The organism is Rhodococcus ruber, from assembly GCF_016804345.1.
Classification (GTDB): Bacteria; Actinomycetota; Actinomycetes; order Mycobacteriales; family Mycobacteriaceae; genus Rhodococcus; species Rhodococcus ruber.
The window spans coordinates 1,652,830-1,672,617 of the sequence record NZ_CP044211.1; the positions used below are offsets into that span (position 1 = coordinate 1,652,830).

Annotated in this window: 19 protein-coding genes; 10 read left to right on the forward strand and 9 right to left on the reverse strand. The window is 71.4% G+C overall.

Annotation, left to right across the window (positions count from 1 at the left end):
• Nucleotides 1–25: 25 nt before the first annotated feature.
• The 4 genes from F1734_RS07810 to metG form a co-directional block, all read right to left on the reverse strand.
• A complete protein-coding gene (locus F1734_RS07810) occupies nt 26–946 on the reverse strand; it encodes an RNA polymerase sigma-70 factor (RefSeq protein WP_010592986.1) in 921 nt (306 codons plus the stop codon).
• Nucleotides 943–2,088, reverse strand: coding sequence for an NAD(P)/FAD-dependent oxidoreductase (locus F1734_RS07815; RefSeq protein ID WP_238424124.1), 1,146 nt, complete (start codon nt 2,086–2,088; stop codon nt 943–945). Before F1734_RS07815 ends, F1734_RS07810 begins: the two co-directional genes overlap by 4 nt.
• A gap of 93 nt (nt 2,089–2,181) precedes the next feature.
• Nucleotides 2,182–3,360 carry a DUF2786 domain-containing protein gene (locus tag F1734_RS07820; protein WP_082170355.1) on the reverse strand — a complete coding sequence of 393 codons (1,179 nt, stop codon included), beginning with the start codon at nt 3,358–3,360 and terminating at the stop codon, nt 2,182–2,184.
• Nucleotides 3,361–3,400: 40 nt separating this feature from the next.
• Nucleotides 3,401–4,948: a methionine--tRNA ligase gene (gene metG, locus F1734_RS07825; protein WP_010592983.1), complete on the reverse strand. Its 1,548-nt coding sequence runs from the start codon at nt 4,946–4,948 to the stop codon at nt 3,401–3,403.
• A 36-nt stretch (nt 4,949–4,984) separates the two neighbouring features.
• Between metG and F1734_RS07830 the strand changes: the two genes are divergently transcribed.
• Together F1734_RS07830 and F1734_RS07835 are read left to right on the forward strand one after the other, a co-directional pair.
• On the forward strand, nt 4,985–5,815 hold the full coding sequence (locus tag F1734_RS07830; protein WP_017679481.1) for a TatD family hydrolase: 831 nt from the start codon (nt 4,985–4,987) through the stop codon (nt 5,813–5,815).
• 53 nt (nt 5,816–5,868) lie between these two features.
• Nucleotides 5,869–6,927: a maleylacetate reductase gene (locus F1734_RS07835; protein ID WP_026137475.1), complete on the forward strand. Its 1,059-nt coding sequence runs from the start codon at nt 5,869–5,871 to the stop codon at nt 6,925–6,927.
• A gap of 87 nt (nt 6,928–7,014) precedes the next feature.
• Here F1734_RS07835 and F1734_RS07840 read toward each other — a convergent pair whose 3' ends face one another.
• Together F1734_RS07840 and F1734_RS07845 are read right to left on the reverse strand one after the other, a co-directional pair.
• Nucleotides 7,015–7,995 (reverse strand): pirin family protein, encoded by a 981-nt coding sequence (locus F1734_RS07840; RefSeq protein ID WP_048771958.1) that lies wholly within the window; start codon nt 7,993–7,995, stop codon nt 7,015–7,017.
• Nucleotides 7,996–8,505 carry a VOC family protein gene (locus tag F1734_RS07845; RefSeq protein ID WP_048771956.1) on the reverse strand — a complete coding sequence of 170 codons (510 nt, stop codon included), beginning with the start codon at nt 8,503–8,505 and terminating at the stop codon, nt 7,996–7,998.
• 194 nt (nt 8,506–8,699) lie between these two features.
• On the opposite strand from F1734_RS07845, the gene F1734_RS07850 reads away from it, so the two are divergent.
• From F1734_RS07850 to F1734_RS07875, 6 genes are all read left to right on the forward strand, one after another.
• On the forward strand, nt 8,700–9,125 hold the full coding sequence (locus tag F1734_RS07850) for a DoxX family protein (protein ID WP_010592978.1): 426 nt from the start codon (nt 8,700–8,702) through the stop codon (nt 9,123–9,125).
• Between the two features lie 708 nt (nt 9,126–9,833).
• Nucleotides 9,834–10,961: a resuscitation-promoting factor gene (locus F1734_RS07855; RefSeq protein WP_010592977.1), complete on the forward strand. Its 1,128-nt coding sequence runs from the start codon at nt 9,834–9,836 to the stop codon at nt 10,959–10,961.
• Between the two features lie 242 nt (nt 10,962–11,203).
• Nucleotides 11,204–11,368 carry a hypothetical protein gene (locus tag F1734_RS07860; protein WP_161800535.1) on the forward strand — a complete coding sequence of 55 codons (165 nt, stop codon included), beginning with the start codon at nt 11,204–11,206 and terminating at the stop codon, nt 11,366–11,368.
• 135 nt (nt 11,369–11,503) lie between these two features.
• Nucleotides 11,504–12,394 carry a 16S rRNA (adenine(1518)-N(6)/adenine(1519)-N(6))-dimethyltransferase RsmA gene (gene rsmA, locus F1734_RS07865; protein WP_119700279.1) on the forward strand — a complete coding sequence of 297 codons (891 nt, stop codon included), beginning with the start codon at nt 11,504–11,506 and terminating at the stop codon, nt 12,392–12,394.
• Nucleotides 12,395–12,634: 240 nt separating this feature from the next.
• Nucleotides 12,635–12,841 (forward strand): cold-shock protein, encoded by a 207-nt coding sequence (locus tag F1734_RS07870; protein WP_003937832.1) that lies wholly within the window; start codon nt 12,635–12,637, stop codon nt 12,839–12,841.
• Nucleotides 12,842–13,252: 411 nt separating this feature from the next.
• On the forward strand, nt 13,253–13,459 hold the full coding sequence (locus F1734_RS07875) for a cold-shock protein (protein ID WP_003937833.1): 207 nt from the start codon (nt 13,253–13,255) through the stop codon (nt 13,457–13,459).
• A gap of 81 nt (nt 13,460–13,540) precedes the next feature.
• Here the strand turns inward: F1734_RS07875 and F1734_RS07880 are convergent, their stop codons facing one another.
• Nucleotides 13,541–14,530: a helix-turn-helix transcriptional regulator gene (locus F1734_RS07880; RefSeq protein ID WP_010592975.1), complete on the reverse strand. Its 990-nt coding sequence runs from the start codon at nt 14,528–14,530 to the stop codon at nt 13,541–13,543.
• Between the two features lie 75 nt (nt 14,531–14,605).
• Here F1734_RS07880 and F1734_RS07885 point away from each other — a divergent pair, with 75 nt between their 5' ends.
• Together F1734_RS07885 and F1734_RS07890 are read left to right on the forward strand one after the other, a co-directional pair.
• Entirely contained in the window at nt 14,606–15,532 is a 927-nt protein-coding gene (locus tag F1734_RS07885) for a 4-(cytidine 5'-diphospho)-2-C-methyl-D-erythritol kinase (protein ID WP_010592974.1), read from the forward strand.
• Between the two features lie 21 nt (nt 15,533–15,553).
• On the forward strand, nt 15,554–17,350 hold the full coding sequence (locus tag F1734_RS07890; RefSeq protein ID WP_017679489.1) for an ABC-F family ATP-binding cassette domain-containing protein: 1,797 nt from the start codon (nt 15,554–15,556) through the stop codon (nt 17,348–17,350).
• A 100-nt stretch (nt 17,351–17,450) separates the two neighbouring features.
• Here the strand turns inward: F1734_RS07890 and F1734_RS07895 are convergent, their stop codons facing one another.
• Both F1734_RS07895 and F1734_RS07900 read right to left on the reverse strand, forming a co-directional pair.
• Nucleotides 17,451–18,245: an enoyl-CoA hydratase-related protein gene (locus F1734_RS07895; RefSeq protein ID WP_017679490.1), complete on the reverse strand. Its 795-nt coding sequence runs from the start codon at nt 18,243–18,245 to the stop codon at nt 17,451–17,453.
• Nucleotides 18,242–19,756 carry a hypothetical protein gene (locus F1734_RS07900; RefSeq protein ID WP_064065649.1) on the reverse strand — a complete coding sequence of 505 codons (1,515 nt, stop codon included), beginning with the start codon at nt 19,754–19,756 and terminating at the stop codon, nt 18,242–18,244. Before F1734_RS07900 ends, F1734_RS07895 begins: the two co-directional genes overlap by 4 nt.
• Nucleotides 19,757–19,788: the final 32 nt, after the last annotated feature.

The window sequence follows — 19,788 nt, forward strand, 5'->3', positions numbered from 1 at the left end:
GAACGGACCGAATCCCGCCGGGCGGTCAGCGGACGAGCGGCATCACCCGGTCCGCCGCACCGAGCTTGTCCGGGTTCCGCACCACATACAGGCCGGTGACCAGGCCCGCGTCCATCTCGATCAGCATGACCAGATCGAGTCGCTCGCCCGAGTACACGGCCAGCGCGGGCAGGCCGTTGAACGCGGCGAACTCCACTCGCATGTCGGGCAGCGGCCGGCGGCTCAGGCCGCTCAGCACGCGTGCGACCTTCCGCGCTCCGCTCACCGGGACCCGCGCGGCCGTCACCTTGCCGCCGCCGTCGGCGACGTAGACGACGTCCGGTGCGAGTACCGCCATGAGTGCCTCCACGTCCCCGCCGGCAGCGGCGGACAGCAGCTCCGTCACGACCCGGCGCGCCTGCTCGTCGGACGCGGCGTACCGCCGGCGACGCGCCTGCACGTGGCTGCGGGCGCGGTGCGCGATCTGCCGCACCGTCGCCTCCTGCCTGCCGACGGCCGCGGCGATCTGGGCGTGGTCGAAGCCGAACACCTCGCGCAGCACGAACACCGCTCGTTCGAGCGGGCCGAGTGTCTCGAGCACCAGCATCATCGCCATCGACACCGATTCGGCGAGCAGCACGTCCTCGGCGGCGTCGGGGGCGGTCCGCACCGGTTCGGGCAGCCACGGCCCGACGTAGTCCTCCCGGCGCCGCTGCGCCGTGCGCAGCGAGTTCAGCGCCTGCCGGGTGACCACGCGGCTCAGATAAGCACGCGGGTTCGCCACCTCGTCGAGCTCCACCTCGGCCCAGCGCAGGTAGCTGTCCTGCAGGATGTCCTCGCTGTCGGCGACGCTGCCGGTGATCTCGTACGCGATGCCGAACAGCAGGCCTCGGTGCCGGGTGAACAGTTCATCGTGGGTCGTCTTGTCGTGCGTCGTCTCGTCGCGAGGCGTGTCGTCGGGGGTCATCGACGGACCGCGATCGGCTCGGACGCGGGGGCCGGACCCGCGGGGAACAGGTAGCTGTGCCCTCGCGCCTGCCGTCGCAGCATCCAGACCGTCCCGCGCACCACCGCCTCCTTGCCGAACGACCCCAACGTACCGCGCAGCGCGAGGGAGCGGGGCGTGTCGTCGGGACGGGTGCGCTGCACGACGCCGGAGGAGCGGCCCAGCGAGATGCACTGCGCCGCGAACCCCAGCGACAGCGGCCGCGGATCCGTACCCGTCAGCAGTGCCCAGGTGGTGTCGGCGCCGTGGGCGCCGAGCGGCAGCGCCGCCTGGCAGCTCATCCGGATGTGATCCTGGCCGTCGACGGTCACGGCGTCGCCCACGCCCACGACGTTCGCTCCGTCCGCGCTCCGCAGGGTAGCGTCGACCCGCAGCCGGCCCGTCTCGTCGACGGGCAGAGCACTGCGCCGGGCCAGGTCCGGCACCGTGAATCCGCCCGCCCAGACGACGAGCTCGGCCGGTACCGCGTCGCCGTCGGCGAGCAGCACCGCGCCGTCCTCGACGGCGACGACCCGGCCCGGCCGGATCCGGACACCGAGCCGTCGCAGCCGCGCGGCGACGAACCGCCGGGTGGACCCGGGCAGGTGTGCGACGGGATCCCCGACGAGGGTGACCGACAGGCGGGGATGCGCCTCGGCGATCTCGGCGGCCGACTCGACGCCGGTGAGCCCGCCGCCGACGACCACCACGCCCGCCCCGTCGCCGAGTTCCCCGAGCGCGGCGGCCGTGTCCAGGGCGCGTTCGAGCTCGGCCGTCGAGTGCAGCCGGTCGGCGCCCGGGATCGCGGGTACGGCGGCGCCGCTGCCGACGGCGTAGATCGCGACGTGGAACGGCAACGTCGTCCCGTCGGCGAGCAGCACCCGGTCCGCTCCGATGTGCACTGCGGTGCCGACGTGCACGGCCGCCGCCGGATGCAGCACGTCGGCGAGGTCGTGTGTGGCCGCACCGGAGCCGGCGGCGACCTGATGCAACCGCACCCTCTCGACGAACACCGGTCGCGGCGCGACGACCGTCACCGATACCCCCGGATGCGTGGCGAGCAGACGGTTCGCTGCCATCACTCCCGCGTACCCGGCTCCGAGCACCACCACATCGGTTGTCATCCTGACCACCCCTTCTGTTGTCGACGATGTCCGCGGTCGCACATGGGACACCGCTCGGCCCCCGAACGTGACAGGCGGCGACCGGGGCAGTGCTCACCCGGGCGGGGATGCGAGGAAGGCGGTCTCGGCGGCGTCGCGGCCGGCGAACCATCCCTCGGCATCGACGCTGCGTGTACGGGTCGACCGGGTCGTCGGGAACAGGCGGCGGAACTCCGAGTCCACGGCCTCGGAGCGACGGGCCAGCAGCGGCGCGAGTTGTGTGACGGACATGCTCGCGTCGGCCGCGGCGGTCGCGGTCGCGCATGCGTCCGCCTGCCGCAGCCGTTCGCCGACCCGATATGCGTATCCGGTCAGGAAGGCACGGCGGAACGCCGTCGCCGCGCCGCCGGTGCGGCCACCCGTCCCGGCGGCACGCACGGCCCGGGCGGCCTGCACCGAGAGCGACGCGAACAGCAGCTCCACCTGCTGCAGGTCGACGTCGGCGCCGACGATCGTGGCGATTCCGACCTTGGTGAACCACACCGTGCGCGTGCGGTTCGCGTTCCCGATCGCGGTGAGCAGCAGAACCTTCTCCTTCGCGTACGGATTGTCGACGTGCACGCGGCGTCCTCGCGCAGTGTCCGCGCCCGCACGAGTGACCAGGGCCGTGCCGATCGCGTACCGGGTCATCAGTTCCTGGGCCTTGGCGGTGAGGGTCTCGGCCTCTTCCGGATAGTCCGTGGACTCGGCCTTCGCCAGGAGGCCGCGGATCCGGGCGAGCACCCGCGGATCCGGGGTCGCGGCCTCGCCGGCCGCAGGGACCGGTCGCAGCGGCGGCCACTGCGAGGGCAGCGGCAGGAGTGGGGAGAACTGCGGCAGGTACTTCCAGGCGAACGCCAGCCCCATCACCTGGAAGCGGGACAGGCCGGGCAGCTCGCGCAGCAGTTCCGCGCCCAACTGGCGGGCGGGCGCGTCGGGTGGCACCCGGTCGGCGATCCGCGCGGCGGCGGGACAGCGTTGCGCGATCGCACCGAGCTGGCGCACCCAGTCGAGGGGTGCCCGGTCGGCCGCGCCGCTGCGGCGGGCGTCGAAAAGCACCGCGGCGGCCGCCAGTGGGACGTCCGTGGTGTCGCCGGAACGGGCCGTCACGTGCAGGACGTCGACCGGTTGCCAGCCGCGCTCGTACGCGGCGCCCAGTTCGTCGAGTAGCGGCCGGATTCCGAGGTGGAAGATCTCCTCGGATGCGCCGGACCCGGTCGCCGCCTGTCGAAAGTGTGTTCTATCTCGCCCCATGCGCGGAGTGTGCACGAGGCCACCGACAGGCGGCGTGGCGCTATTCGTAGCGCGGGAACACCGGGGCCGGGGCCGGCAACTGCGTGCCCGGCGCGAGGCGCGTGGCGATGTCCGCGAACTGCCGCGCCTGCGGATCCTGCCCCACCAGATCCAGGATCTTGGCGGCGGAGTCCGGCATCACCGGCTGCACGAGCAGGCCGACGATCCGCACGACTTCGAGCGTCACGTACAGCACCGTGGCCATCCGGGCGGGATCGGTCTTGCGCAGCACCCACGGCGCCTGTGCGGAGAAGTACCGGTTGGTCTCGCCGAGGACGTGCCAGATCGACTCGAGCGCGAGGTGCAGCGCCTGCACGTCGAACTCCGCCCGGACCTTGTCGAGCAGCGCGTCGGCCTGCGCGAGCAACGCTCGGTCGTCCTCGGTGAACTCACCGGGCTCCGGGACCACACCGTCGAGGTTCTTGGCGACCATCGTCAGCGAGCGCTGCGCGAGGTTGCCGAGTTCGTTCGCCAGGTCCGCGTTGATGCGGGTCACGATCGCCTCGTGGCTGTAGCTGCCGTCCTGACCGTAGGAGATCTCCCGCAGCAGGAAGAAGCGCAGCGGATCGAGGCCGTACTGCTCGACCATCTCGAGCGGGTCGACGACGTTGCCGACCGACTTGGACATCTTCTCGCCCTTGTTGAACAGGAAGCCGTGTACGAACACCCGCTCGGGCAGCTCGATTCCCGCCGACATCAGGAACGCCGGCCAGTACACGGTGTGGAAGCGGGTGATGTCCTTGCCGATGATGTGCAGGTTCGCGGGCCAGTAGCGGCGGAACGACTCCGACCCGGTGTCGGGAAAACCCGCACCGGTCAGGTAGTTGGTGAGCGCGTCGACCCACACGTACATCACGTGCTCGGGATGATCCGGCACCGGCACGCCCCAGTCGAAGGTGGTGCGGGAGATCGACAGATCCTTCAGCCCGCCCGAGACGAAGCTGACGATCTCGTTGCGGCGGGTGGCCGGCGCGATGAAGTCCGGGCGCTCCTCGTACAGCTTCAGCAGCTTGTCCTGATACGCCGAGAGCCGGAAGAAGTACGTCGACTCCTCCGTCCACTCCACGGGGGTGCCGGACTCGGTGGCGATGCGCGAGCCGTCGTCGAGCGCGGTCGTCTCGGCCTCGGCGTAGAACGCCTCGTCGCGCACGGAGTACCACCCCGAGTAGGTGTCGAGGTAGATGTCCCCGTTGTCGGCCATCCGCTGCCAGATCGCCTTGCTCGCCTCGAGATGGTCGGCGTCCGTGGTGCGGATGAACCGGTCGAAGGAGATGTTCAGCGACTTGTCCATGGCCTCGAACACGCCGGAGTTGCGGGCCGCGAGGTCCCGCACGTCCAGGCCCTCCTTCGCTGCCGTCTGCTGCATCTTCAGGCCGTGCTCGTCGGTACCGGTCAGGAAGTACACGTCGAAGCCGTCGAGGCGCTTGAACCGGGCGATCGCGTCCGAGGAGATGTACTCGTAGGCGTGGCCGATGTGCGGGGCGCCGTTCGGATAAGCGATCGCGGTCGTCAGGTAGAACGGCGGGCGGGAGGCGGCAGGAGCAGTCATGGTGCGTCCACTTTATAGGTAGATAGTGTATGGGCCGTGAGCCGAACCCGTCCCGCGCCCGAGCCTCCGCAGCCGCTCTCGCCTCTCGTCGACGCCCACACGCACCTCGACGCGTGCGGAGCCCACGATGCCGAATCGGTGGCGGCCGTCCTCGACCGGGCGGCCGCGGTGGGCGTCGGACGGGTCGTCACCGTGGCCGACGACATCGCCGCAGCCCGCTTCGCCGTCGACGCCGCGCACTGGGACGCACGGGTCTACGCCGCCGTGGCGCTCCACCCCACCCGTGCGAACGCGCTCGACGACGCCACGCGCGCCGAGATCGAGAAGCTCGCCGCCGACCCGCGCGTCGTCGCCGTGGGGGAGACCGGCCTCGACCTGTACTGGCCCGGCAAGCTCGACGGCTGCGCCGACCCGCTCGAGCAGGAGGACGCGTTCCGCTGGCACATCGATCTGGCCAAACGGCTCGGCAAGACCCTGATGATCCACAATCGTGACGCCGATGCCGAGTTGCTCCGCGTCCTGCACGACGAGGGTGCGCCGGAGACGGTGATCTTCCACTGCTTCTCGTCGGACGCGGATATGGCGCGGGCCTGCGTCGACGCCGGCTACCTGCTCAGCTTCTCCGGGACGGTGAGCTTCAAGAACGCGAAGGCGCTGCGTGCCGCAGCCCCGTTGGTGCCGCCCGAGCTGGTGCTCGTGGAGACCGATGCCCCCTTCCTGACGCCCCATCCGTTCCGCGGGGCCCCCAACGAGCCGTACTGCCTGCCCTACACGGTGCGGGCGCTCGCGGAGGTGCGTGGCGCGGACCCGGCCGAGCTGGCCGCCACGACCACCGCGAATGCCGAACGGGTATACGGACTTTCGTAACGGTGTCCCCGTTCCGAGGCGGCCGGAGCGGGTGGCCGGGGACAATGGGTGACATGCACAGTTTCGTCTACAACGCTCAGCCGTCACGGGTGGTCTTCGGTCCGGGAACCGCGGCGCGGGTCGCCGACGAGGTGCGCCGCCTGGATCGCTCCCGGGTCCTGCTGCTCGGCGGCGAACACGTCCGTCCGCAGGCCGAACTCGTCGAGAAGGCCCTCGGGAGCCTCCAGGCCGCCCGGTTCGACGGAGCCGTCATGCACACCCCCGTCGCGGTCACCGAGAAGGTGCTGGGCCTGGTCTCCGAGCACGACATCGACGCCGTCGTCGCCGTGGGCGGAGGGTCGACGACGGGGCTGTCGAAGGCGATCGCGGTGCGCACCGGCGTGGACCAGGTGATCCTGCCGACCACCTACGCCGGATCCGAGGTCACGCCCGTCCTCGGGGAGACCTCGGACGGGGTGAAGACCACGCACTCGTCGCCGGCCATCCTGCCCGAAACCGTCATCTACGACGTCGAGTTCACCCTGTCGATGCCGATCCCGATGGCACTGACCAGCGCGATCAACGCGATGGCGCATGCCGTGGAGGCGTTGTACGCCGAGCACGCCAACCCGATCATCGACACGCTGGCGCTCGAGGCGATCCGCGCGATCGCCCGGGGTGTGCCGGTCCTCGGTGCCGACGCCGCGGACCGCGAGGGCCGCTCGGACCTGCTGCTCGCGGCATGGCTGGCCGGCACGTGCCTGAGCGCGGGAGGAATGGGCTTGCACCACAAGCTGTGCCACGTCCTGGGTGGCAGTTTCGACCTGCCGCACGCGGCGACGCACACCGTGGTGCTGCCGCACGTGATGGCGTTCAACGCGCCGTCGGTACCGGCCGTGATGAGCCGTATCGCCGATGCGCTCGGCACGCCCACCGCCCCGGCCGGGGTCTTCGACCTGGTGGCGGCCGCGGGTGGTCCGACGACGCTCGCCGAACTGGGCATGTCCGAGGGCGACCTGGACGAGGCGGCACACCTGGCCACCGAACGGCAGTACCCCAACCCCCGCGAGGTGACCCGGGTGGGGGTGCGGCGCCTGCTGGGCGATGCCTATGCCGGGATCCGTCCCGAGTGAGGGTGCCCCCTCGGTGTTCCTGGTGAGGGTGCCCCCTCGGTGTTCCTGGTGAGGGTGCCCCTCGGTGTTCCTGGTGAGGGTGCCCCCTCAGTGGGCGGTGGGGGGATTGCGGCGCGGCCGGATCTGCGCGTTGGGCAGCGCCGGTGCGGGTAGCCGCGCGACCTTCCCGGTGTAGCCGTCGACCCGGCCGAAGCGTTCTCCCTCGCGCTGCCACTCGTCGCGGAACGCGACGATCTCGTCGTGGCTGCGACCGACGAAGTTCCACCACATGACGATCTCCTCCCCGAACGGCGTCCCGCCGAGCAGCACGGCACGTGCGGGTTCGTCGGTGAGATTCGTCAGGGGGAGCGTGGAGACGCCGGTGCCGACGTAGCCGAGTGCGGAGCGGGACAGGACTGTGCCGGCGAGCCGGATGCTGCCGGTGTCGACCAGCAGGCCGTGCTCGAACGCGGGATCGACGGTCAGTTCGACGCTCGCGCCCGGGTCGAGGGTGATCTCGGCCCCGAGCAGCGGGGTGAAGGTGGGCACGGGCGACGTGGAGCCGGCGAGGGAGCCGAGGAAGACGGCAACGGTCGCGCCCGCGAGCCGGACCGGTTCGGGCACGTGGTGCCGGAAGTCACGGGGTGCGTCCCGGTGCGCGTCGGGCAGAGCAACCCACAGCTGGACGCCGTGCAGGACCGTCGTGGCCGGTGTGGAGACCTCCGAGTGCGCGATGCCGTGGCCGCCCGTCATGAGGTTGAGTTCGCCGGGGCGGACGAACGCGTGCTTGCCGAGGCTGTCGCGGTGCTCGATCTCGCCGGCGAACAGCCAGCTCACCGTCTGCAGGCCGGTGTGCGGGTGCGGCGCGACGTCCATTCCGCCGGTCGCGGCGACGTCGTCGGGCCCGTAGTGGTCGGCGAAGCACCAGGCTCCGACGAGGGACCGGGCGCGCTGCGGCAGCGTGCGGCGGACCGGCATCGCGCGCGGGCCGCCGAGCGGCACCTCACGGGAAGTGATGATCTGTACCCGGGTGGGCGCGGGCTCGGATTCGCAGACGATCTCGGTGGGCTCGGCGTCGACGTTGCTCATCTACAAGACCTTGCTTCCGTACATCTCGCCGAGGGGATCGGCGATGAGTTCGATGCGGGCGCCGTCGGGGTCGCGGAAGTACAGGGAGACCTCGCTGTGCTCGACGAGGTCGATGCCCGCTTCGGTCAGTTTGGTGCGCAGGCGTTCCCAGCGGCTCTGCTCGACGCTGATCGCGATGTGGTGCAGCCCGCCGAGGACCTCCTGGTAGGGGCCGACGTCGAGGCCGGGAAAGTCGAAGAAGGCCAGCAGGTTTCCGTTTCCGATGTCGAAGAAGAAGTGCGACGAACCGGGGTAGTCGCGGTTCTCGATCAGTTCGGTGAGCGGGAACTCGAGCACGTCCTGGTAGAAGCGCACCGTGCGCTCGACGTCGCTGCTGACGAGTGCGGTGTGGTGCAACCCGCGCGCCGACGACGCGGGTCGTTCGCCGACGGGCCGGAGGTAGCGGGTGCGGAGTTCCTCCCGCAACGTCGCGGAGCGGCGGCTGCGTTCCTCTTCCACGCTGGTGCTCACGGTGGGCTCCTTCGGCCGGTGGTTGCGCCTTCGACGAAAGCATACCCCATGTGATTGATCGATCAACTACTTTTCGGATGCCGTCCGGCGGCGGGTGGCCGATTAAGTTGAACCTTCAACCTTGCGCCGCTACCGTAGGGGCGGCTTCGATCGAAGGACGAGCCCCCCATCGCCCGCACCGAAAGGTCACCCCCATGAACAACCCCGTCCTGCGCAACGTCGGGCTGCTCGTCGCCCGAGTGGTCATCGGGATCGTCTTCCTGGCCCACGGGCTGCAGAAGGTGAACCAGGGATACTCCGCCACCAAGGCCGGATTCGAGGGCATGGACGTGCCCGTGCCCGCGCTGTCCGCCTTCTACGCCACCTGGGTGGAGACACTCGGCGGCATCGCCCTGATCATCGGCCTGCTCGTGCCGGTCTTCGGTGTCCTGCTGCTGGTGAACATGCTCGGCGCGTTCTTCTTCGTCCACATCGGCAACGGCATCTACGTCACCGACGGTGGATGGGAGCTCGTCGGAGCACTCGGCGCCGGAGCGCTGGTTCTCGCGGTCGTCGGCGCCGGCGCGTACAGCGTCGACGCCCTGCTCGGCCGCCGGGTGCGGTTCCTGCAGACCGCGTAGGCCGAGGGCCGGCGTCCGGGAGACCGGGCGCCGGCCTTCGGAGCACTTTCGCGCGAAGATCGCGCATCCGTTCCCGCCGAACGGCTCCCTCGAGGCGTAACCGTCGGCCGGGAGCAGCTCCCGGCGGCGCTCCCGCGCAACCCGTCGCGTTTTTCGCCGCGCGGATCCCGAGCGCCTCCTCCGTCGCCTGTCGCCGCCGGGCGGTCGTCGTTCGCCCCGGCGCGTCGCCGTTCGCCCGCCGGGCAGAGTCCCCGCCGCGCGTCGGACTTTTCGGCCGCTCCTCGTCTGCGGCCCTTCGCAGAACGGCCGTCCGTTGTGACGGTGCCGTGCCTCCCGCCTTGCGCGAGCCGACAGCCGCGGCTGTGCGCAGTTCCGCGTCGCCCCCTGGCCCGGATCGCGGCACCGTGGGTCCACGCGTCGAGAGCGCGACGATGTCCGGGGCGCGTGGAACCGCCCCCCGCCACGGCCCCGGACGGTGGGTCACCCGCGCAAATTCCACAGCGGTAATTCACGCTTCGCGTGGGGTGATTTTCCGGGCGTCGAATCGACGCGGTTCCGGCTCGGACACGACTCGGTCATTGATCGAAAATTACGAATCGTCACCTACTTCCTTACGGGAAATTCGCAGGTAGACCCACTGCAGTTGCCGTATCAATGCCGATTCGTTACCGTGCTGTGATCGAAGTTGTCGACAGTCCAGGAATTACCGTGTCACCTTTCACCAAGATCAACAGAGCGAAATCGCCGACGCTGTACGTGGTCGTCGCCGCGCTCTTCCTCACCCTCGCGGCCGGCGGAGTCGCCGCGCTGATCCAGCACAAGGAACTCACCCTCGACGTGGACGGCGAGCGGGTCGCGCTCAGCACCATGAGCTCCGAGGTCGGTGACGTGCTCGCCGGCGCCGGCTACCCGGTCGGCGAGCACGACGTGGTGGCCCCGGCCGTCGACGCCGCGGTCTCGGACGGGGACACGGTGGTGCTGCGGCGGGCACGTGAGGTGCAGCTGAGCGTCGACGGTGTCGAGCGCACCGTGTGGACGACGGCGTCGACGGTGGACGAGGCGCTGGCGCAGTTCGAGCTGGCCGCGGACGTGTACACCTCGGCGTCCCGGTCGCACCGGTTGCCGCTCGAGGGTGCCGAGCTCGACGTGGTGAGCCCGAAGACGGTGCGGTTGCTCGACGGTGGTGCCCCGCCGGTCGAGGTGCGGATGGCGGCGCCGACGGTCGGGGAGTTCCTGACCGCGCACGGTGTGGCGCTCGAGCAGGCCGATTCGGTGATGCCCCCGGTCGATGCGGCGCTGACCGAGGGCCTCGAGATCCGCGTCACCCGCGACCGCATCGAGACCCGCATCGAGAACCAGCCGGTGCCGGCCCCCGAACAGCGCGTCGACGACCCGAACATGACCGAGGGCGAGACCGCCGTCGACACCCCGGGTGCTCCCGGTGAGCGCACCGTGACCTTCGAGGTGCACACGATCGACGGCGTCGAGGTCGGCCGCACCGAGAAGGCCTCGACGACCCTCCGCGAGCCGGCCCCGGCCGTCGTCCGCGTCGGCACCAAGCCCAAGCCGGCCGTGCCCGCTTCCGGCCGTGCCTCCACCTGGGACGCCCTCGCGCAGTGCGAGGCCACCGGCAACTGGGCCATCAACACCGGCAACGGCTTCTACGGCGGCCTGCAGTTCACCCAGCAGACCTGGGCCGCGTTCGGCGGCACCCAGTACGCGCCGCGCGCCGACCTGGCCAGCCGCGAGCAGCAGATCGCCGTCGCCGAGAAGGTCCAGGCCGCACAGGGCTGGGGAGCCTGGCCGTCGTGCACCAGCAAGATGGGCCTGCGGTAGGAACTCCGCCTCACGTCCTCGCGGACGAGGATCGCCGACACGCGTTTCGTGCTGCAGCACACCGTCGTCGCGGCGCTCCTGGCGACATCCGTCGCCGGGGCGCCGCGACGACGCTCTTCCGGCACGAGACCTTCCTCCGGCACGACCCCGCCGGTCGACGTCGGCCGGGGACAGCGCTCGCCGGCCACCGTGCGCACCGACGTGACGGCCGGGTACACGGAGTGCCGCGGAGGGCGCGTGAGGTGCCGTCGAGTATCGACGGAGTCGAGACCCGTCGCGAACCGGTCGACGCCCTCGTCGCGGTCACCGTCACCGGCGCCTACGGCCGCCCACAGGTGGGCCGGAAGGGTCGACCGAAGCGCCGGGGAGCGTGGCCGTCCTACTCGTCCCGCAGCGGCGTGCGCTAGGTTCGGCACGTGCCAGACCACTCCTCCGGCGATCCCGGCTCGGCCCCCCGCGACGGTTCCGACGGGACCGCCCGCGACGGTTCCGACGGGACCGCCCGCGACGGTTCCGACGGGACCGCCCGCGACGGTTCCGACGTGACCGCTCGCGACGGTTCCGACGGGACCGCTCGCGGTCGTGCCGCCCTCCTCGGCCCCGCCGAGGTGCGCGCCCTCGCGGAGGAGTTCGGTGTCCGGCCGACGAAACAGCTCGGCCAGAACTTCGTGCACGACGCCAACACGGTGCGCCGCATCGTCTCCGTCGCCGGTGTCGGCCGCGACGACGTGGTCCTCGAGGTGGGCCCGGGTCTCGGCTCGCTGACGCTCGCCCTGCTCGACGTGGTCGACCGCGTCGTCGCCGTCGAGATCGACCCCAGGCTCGCCGAGCGACTGCCCGCGACGGTCGCCGACCGCGCCCCCGACCTCGCCGACCGGCTCGACGTCGTCCTGAAAGACGCCATGCGGGTGCACCCCGCCGACCTGCCGGTTGCCCCGACGGCCCTCGTTGCGAACCTGCCCTACAACGTCGCGGTCCCCGTGCTGCTTCACCTTTTCGCCGAATTCGACTCGCTGCGTACGGCTCTGGTGATGGTGCAGGCCGAAGTGGCCGATCGGCTCGCCGCCGCGCCCGGCAGCCGCGTCTACGGCGTGCCCAGCGTCAAGGCCGGCTTCTTCGGCCATGTCCGTCGCGCCGGCTCGGTCGGCCGGGCCGTGTTCTGGCCGGTGCCCCAGGTGGAATCGGGCCTGGTGCGCATCGACCGCTACACCGAACCGCCCTGGCCCACGGACGAGGCGCACCGCCGCACGGTGTTCGCCGTCGTCGATGCCGCCTTCGCGCAGCGCCGCAAGACGCTGCGCGCAGCGCTGAGCGGCTGGGCCGGCTCGGCCGCCGAAGCCGAGCGCCGCCTGCTCGCCGCCGGAATCGATCCGTCGACGCGGGGCGAGAAACTCGATGCCGCCGCCTTCGTGCGGATCGCCGGCACGTCGTGACGGCGGCGCGCAGACCGGTGCCCGCGCAACGCTTGGCAGACGGGCGGATCTGTGCTCTACTGGTACACGGTCGTTAGGTAGTGTGTTCGTGGTTTACCCCTCGCACATTTCTCTAGTTGCGAGCGGATGCGAAATTCCCACGGAATCCTTCTCAGCCGTCGAGTGACAGGCCCGGGCGACGTCGTGTCGTTCGACGAAACGTGAAGGCCTCGAGGCTTTCCGAGATGTATGAGGTTGAAAATGGTTGAAGGTACCGTGAAGTGGTTCAACGGCGAGAAGGGCTTCGGCTTCATTGCCCCCGCCGACGGCTCCGCGGACGTCTTCGTGCACTTCTCCGAGATCCAGGGCCGCGGCTTCCGCACCCTCGAGGAGAACCAGCGCGTGAGCTTCGAGGTCGGCCAGGGCCAGAAGGGCCCGCAGGCCACCGGCGTCACCGTCATCGGCTGACGTAGCTCGCTGCGCGTTCTTCCGGACGCGCGCATTCCCCGACGGCCTCGTGAGGTCGCCGCGGAAGTGCCGCCGGCAGAGGTGTGACAAGCAGTGAAGAGGGACCGGTCCGCACGGACCGGTCCTTCTTCCGTCTCCGGACCCCGCGTGTGCTCCGCGAAAAAGGGCTCGCACAATGCGCTTTCGAGTTCTTTCCGGGCGTTTCGCTGGCGGTGCGGGCGTCGATGTGATCTACTGGCTCTCGGTCGTTAGGTTGTGTTCGTGGTTCACCCCTCGCACATTTCTGGTTGCGAGCGGATGCGATAGCCCACACGGAATCGTTCTCTACCGTCGAGTGACAGACCCGAGCGGCGAAGTGTCGCTCGACGAGTGGGGAAGCCCGGCGCTTCCCGAATCTTCTTAGGAATGAACATGGTTGAAGGTACCGTGAAGTGGTTCAACGGCGAGAAGGGCTTCGGCTTCATTGCCCCCGCCGACGGCTCCGCGGACGTCTTCGTGCACTTCTCCGAGATCCAGGGCGGCGGCTTCCGCACCCTCGAGGAGAACCAGCGCGTGAGCTTCGAGGTCGGCCAGGGCCAGAAGGGCCCGCAGGCCACCGGCGTCACCGTCATCGGCTGACCCACCTGCCTCACCGACCGAATGTCACACGCACTCGATCGAACCGAACCGATGTGACATTCGGTCACCGCACGCGCCGGCTCAGTCGCTTCCCGCGACGGAGCCGGCGCGTTCGTATCGCCGGGCGAGCAGCTCGTGCCGGCGGCCTGCCTGCAGGCACGCCTCCCGCAGTTCCGGCGGATCCAGCACCGTGAAGTCGACGTCGAACTCCGCGAGCCAGCTCGCGATCGACCCGAGCGACGAGCCGCCGAGCGCGACCGCACAGTGATTCTCGTCGACCGGCTCGAGAGTTCCCCACTGCTCGTCGACCATCGGCACGATCGAGTCGAACGGCGCGTGCAGCAGCACCCGGGCCCGCGTCCGGACGATGCCGCGGGCGATGCCCCGGCTCACGAACTCCGCCGCCCCGCCCGGCGGCAGCTCGCGCGGGACGAACCGGGGACCGGTGGGGATCTTCGGCTCCATCCGGTCGACCCGGAACGACCGCCAGTCCTGCCGATGCAGATCCCACGCCATCAGATACCAGCGTGCACCCGACCGCACCAGCCGGTACGGCTCCACCTCCCGCCGAGAGCAGCCGCCGTCGTGCGCGCGATAGTCGAACCGCAGCCGCTCGTGTGCGTGGCACACCGCGGCGACGGCGGACAGCAGCGCCGCGTCGACTGCGGACGCGGCGGGCGCCCGCTCGACGACCTCCACACGCAGCGCCTCGAGCCGGTGCCGCAGCCGCGAGGGCATCACGTGCCGCAACTTGGCGAAGGCACGCCCCGACGCCTCGCCGATCCCCGTCACCGAGCCGGTCGCCCCGGACTGCAGGGCGACGGCCACCGCGACGACCTCCTCGTCGTCGAGCAGCAGCGGCGGCATCTCCGCGCCGGCGCCGAGGCGGTATCCGCCGCCGACCCCGACGGTGGCGTCCACGGGGTAACCGAGGTCGCGGAGTTTGTCCACGTCCCGGCGCACCGTGCGGGTCGTGATCTGCAGGCGGTCGGCCAGCTCGGCACCCGACCAGTCCCGCCGGGTCTGCAGGAGCGACAGCAGCCGCAACAGGCGAGCGGACGTTTCGCGCATGGTCCGAGCATGCCAGCGAACGAGGACAGCCGCCGTCCGCATTCGGGACCGCAGGGGTGCGTAAGCTGTATATCCGTGCTGTCCGTCGTCCCGAGCCCCGTCACCGTGCGAGCACCGTCCAAGGTGAACCTGCATCTCGCCGTCGGTGACCTGCGCGAGGACGGGTACCACGAGCTGCGCACGGTCTTCCACGCGCTGTCCCTGAGCGACGAGGTGTCGGTCGTGCGAGCCGACGTGTTGAGCCTGCGGGTGCGCGGAGCGGACGCCGCGGCCGTCCCCGCGGACGCCACCAATCTCGCCTGGCGGGCCGCGACGCTGCTGGCCGAACGCGCCGGGCGCGCACCCGAGGTCGCCATCACGATCGACAAGGGCATCCCCGTGGCCGGCGGGATGGCCGGTGGCAGCGCCGACGCCGCCGCCACCCTCGTCGCACTCGACGCCCTGTGGGGACTCGGTCTCGCCCGCGACGACCTGGACGACCTCGCGGCGGAACTGGGCAGCGACGTGCCGTTCTGCCTGCACGGCGGCACCGCCATCGGCACCGGCCGCGGCGAGCAGCTGGTGCCGGTCCTCTCCCGTGGCACCTTCCACTGGGTGCTGGCCCTCGCGAAGGGTGGCCTGTCGACTCCGGTGGTGTTCCGCGAACTCGACCGTCTCCGGGCGGAAGGTTCCCCGCCCCGGGTCCGCGGCCTCGACGACCTGCTGCAGGCCCTCGCCGCCGGTGACGCGCACGTGCTGGCACCGCTGCTGGGCAACGACCTGCAGTCCGCGGCCCTCTCGCTCGCGCCCGCACTGCGCCGCACCCTGCGGGCGGGCGTGGAGGCCGGCGCGCTGGCCGGCATCGTCTCCGGGTCCGGCCCCACGTGTGCATTCCTGTGCGCCGACGCCGCCGCGGCGGTGACGGTGAGCGCCGAACTGGCCGGGGCCGGCGTGTGCCGGACGGTGCGCGTGGCCTCCGGCCCGGTCCCCGGCGCGCGCGTCGTCGACAACTCCCACCCCTGATCTCGGAAGGCATTGCTCCGCGTGGCGAATCTGATCAACCTCGAACAGGTCTCGAAGTCCTTCGGCATCAAACCGCTGCTGGACTCGGTGTCGCTCGGTGTGCAGGAGGGCGAGCGCATCGGCGTCGTCGGCCTCAACGGCGGCGGCAAGACCACCCTCCTCGAGGTCCTCACCGGCCTCGAGGAGCCCGACTCGGGCCGGGTCAGCCGGGTCGGCGGGCTGCGCATGGCGGTCGTCACCCAGCGCGGCGTCCTGCCGGCCGGATCCACGGTCGGACAGGTCGTGCTGGGACCGCTGGGGGTGGCCGAGCACGAATGGGCCGGCGACGCCCGGATCCGCTCCGTCCTCGCGGGTATCGGTGTCGACCGGCTCGGCCTCGACGCCCTCGTCGACGGGCTCTCCGGCGGCGAACGCCGACGCGTCGCGCTGGCCGCCGCCCTCGTGCAGGACCTCGACCTGCTCGTCCTCGACGAGCCCACCAACCATCTCGACGTCGAGGGTGTGCAGTGGCTGGCCGAGCACCTGCTCGCCCGGCGCAGCGCCCTCGTCGTCGTCACCCACGACCGGTGGTTCCTCGACACCGTCGCGACCCGCACGTGGGAGGTCGTCAACGGGCAGGTGGAAAGCTACGAGGGCGGCTACAACGACTGGATCTTCGCTCGTGCCGAGCGGGCCCGGCAGGCCGACGCGATGGAGGAACGGCGCCGCAACCTCGCGCGCAAGGAACTCGCCTGGCTGCGGCGCGGGGCCCCGGCCCGCACCTCGAAGCCGCGCTACCGCATCGAGGCGGCGGAATCGCTGATCGCGAACGTGCCGCCGCCGCGGGACACGGTGGCGCTGGCGTCGTTCGCCAAACGCCGTCTGGGCCGGGTGGTCATCGAGCTCGAGGACGCGACACTGACCACCCCCGACGGCCGCGAGCTGGTGCGCGACCTGACGTGGCGGCTCGGCCCGGGGGAGCGGATCGGCCTGGTCGGGGTCAACGGCTCCGGCAAGACGACGCTGCTGCGCACCCTCGCCGGGGAGATCGAACCGGCGTCCGGTCGTCGCATCCAGGGCAAGACCGTCGAGATCGGCTGGCTGCGGCAGGAACTCGACGACCTGCCCACCGACCTGAGGGTGCTCGACGCGGTGAAGGACGTGGCCGAACGGATCACACTGGGGGACAAGGAGATCTCGGCCGGCCAGCTCGCCGAGCGGCTCGGGTTCACCCCGGCGCGGCAGCGCACACCCGTCGGCGATCTCTCCGGTGGCGAGCGTCGACGGCTGCAGCTGACCCGGGTGCTCATGGCCGAGCCGAACGTGCTGCTGCTCGACGAACCCACCAACGACCTGGATATCGACACCCTGCAGCAGCTCGAGGACCTGCTGGACGGGTGGGCGGGCACCCTCGTGGTCATCTCGCACGACCGCTATCTGATCGAGCGGATCTGTGACTCGACGTGGGCGCTGTTCGGCGACGGCGCGCTCACCAACCTGCCGGGCGGGATCGACGAGTACCTGCGCCGTCGTGCGGCGCTCGGTGACGGGGACATCCCGTCGTCGGCCTCCACGGTCGCGAAGACGTCGATGCCCGAACAGGGCGCGGAACAACCGAAGCGCGACGGCGCCGCCGAGCGGGCCGCCCGCAAGGAGCTGGCGCGGCTCGAGCGGAGCGTGGCGAAGCTGACCGAGCGGGAGGAGAAGCTGCACCACGACCTCGCCGACGCGGCCACCGATCCCGACCGCCTGCAGAAGCTCGACGCCGAGCTGCGCAGCGTGGTCGCGGAGAAGGAAGCCGCCGAGGAGCAGTGGATGGAGCTGGCCGAGAACTTGTAGACCGGTGTGTCCTTTGGGCGGCAGTAGCAGCCCAAAGGACGCACCGGCGGCGGAGCCGCCCGCTCGGGGGTGTCCCAGGTCTCCCGATCCAGTGCGGTGGTCATCGTCCGCTCCAGACGGGTGCGCGCTTCTGCATGAAAGCCATGACGCCCTCGACGGTGTCGGCGCTGGTGGTCAGCCGGGCCAGGGCGGCCTCGGTCGCGTCCCAGGCCGGTTCCTCGGACGGGACGATGCCGTCGACGATGCCGCGGGCGATCGTCTTGCTCGCCTGCACGGCCAGGGGCGCGCCGGTCGCGACGAGGTCGGCGAGCTCGAGCGCGGTGGTGAGGACGTCGGTCCGGGGGACGACGCGGTTGACCAGGCCCCAGCGCAGAGCGTCGGCCGCGGACATCGGCCTGCCGGTGAGCACGAGTTCCATCGCGACGGACCGCGGGATGGCCTGCACGATGCGGAACACCCCGCCGGCGCCGGCGATGAGGCCGCGGTGGACCTCGGGCAACCCGAACTCGGCGGTGTCGGCGGCGACGACGAGGTCGCTCGCGAGGGCGAGTTCGGTACCGCCGCCGAGGGCGGTGCCGTTGACCGCCGCGACGATCGGCTTGGCGATCGGGTGCCTGACGACGCCGGCGAACCCCCAGTGCGCGGTCTCGGGCGGGGTGACCCCACCCGGTCCGGCGGTCCCGAGGGCCTCGAGGTCGGCGCCGCCGCAGAACACCCGCTCTCCGGCACCGGTGAGGACGACGACGCGCACGTCCGGGTCCCTGTCGGCGCGTTCCCACGCCTCGCCGAGGCCGGTGTGCACCTCGGCGTCGATGCTGTTGGCGGCCCCGGGCCGGTTGATGGTGACGAGTAGCGTGTGGCCGCGCTGTTCGACCAGGACGACGGGCTCGGTCATGCGGGGGACTCCTCGGTGACGGGATCGGTCAGGGTGACGGTCAGGGCGCCGCCGCGGTCGACGACGTGGACGGTGCGCCCGACGATGTCCGCACCCGCGGCGAGCACCTGCGCGCCGGCGGCGTCGGTGTAGCCGGAGACTCGACGGCCGTCGGGGGTGGTGCCCACCAGGAACCCGATCGCCGGATGGCCGTCGCGTCCGTATTCCGCGGTTGCCGTATGGATCTCGACGTCACCGCTGTAGCCGACGGCGGGATCGGGTCCGGTGGCGGGCAGTACGTGTGGCTCGGGATCGCCGACGTACCCGCGCGTGTGCGGGGCGGCGGCGAGCACGACGGTGTGCTGGTAGGTCAGGTAGCCGCCGTTGCCGTGGACGAGGGCGATCTCGCCGTCGGTGCGCAGCCGGCGGGTGACGGCGACGAGGGAGTGCAGCGTGTAGCTGTTGAGCGGTCCGCCGAAGAAGGAGTGGCCGCCGGTGACGCTCGGGACGGTCTCGCGGGGCAGGCCGAGGTGTTCGACGAGCAGCTTCGGCACCACGGGGAAGCAGCTGTAGGCGTCGACGATGTCCAGGTCGGCCGGCCGCAGGTCGGTGCGTTCGAGCGTCCGGGCGAGGGCGTCGGCGAGTGCCGCGGACCGGCCGAGGCCGGCGCGGGCGAGGATGTCGGCCGGTTCGGTCGCGCCCGCCCCGCCCCACACGTACACGATCCGGTCCTCGGCGACGCCGAGTTCGCGGGCGGTGGCGAGGGAGGTGACGACGACGGCGGCCGCCTGGTCGACGAACGGCATCGCGTTGAGCAGCAGCGGGTACGGAGCGGTGACCATCCGGTTGCGCGGGCCCACGGTGGTGATGTCCTCGGCGGTGCGCAGATCGGGGTTCCAGGCGGTGGGGTTGCGTCCGGCGATCTCGGAGAACGCGGCGTACAGCTGCGCGGACCAGGCCAGCGATTCGTCGTGGGAGTGCCCGAGTTGGTGGCTGAGCCGGGTCTCGAACAGCGGGTAGACGCGGGTGGGGGCGAGCATGCCGGCGCGTTGCATCGCGGGGCTGCCGAGGTCGTCCGGGTCGAAGGCGGGTGGGCCGCCGGGGTCGGTGGTCCAGCCGAGTGCGGCGGGGTCGGTGCCGGCCTTCGTCGCGGCGGTGACCGAGGCCTGGGATTCGCCGCCGACGAGGAGCGCGACGCCGGTCGTGCCGGTGGCGATCTCGTGGCCGATGCGGTCGAGCAGCGCTGCCGGCCAGTGCCCCCCGAGGGGACTGGTGTGGGTGCGGGCCGCCGCGGCGCCGAGGCGTGCGGCGAGGAGCGCGGGGAGGTCGTCGTACGCCCAGCTCGCGGTCTTGACGGCGTACACGGCGTCGATGCGCCGCGCGATGCCGTCGACGCCGGTGTCGGCGAGGGCCGCCCCGGCGGCGTCGTGGATCAGGTCGAGCGGTTCGCGGGGGTCGGCGGGGGCGCCGGCGCGTCCGGAGCGCAGGTCGCCGACGCCGACGACGACGGGTGTCCGGGCAGGGTCGGTCATGTGCGGCCTCGGGGGAGTGGTCGGGGCAACGG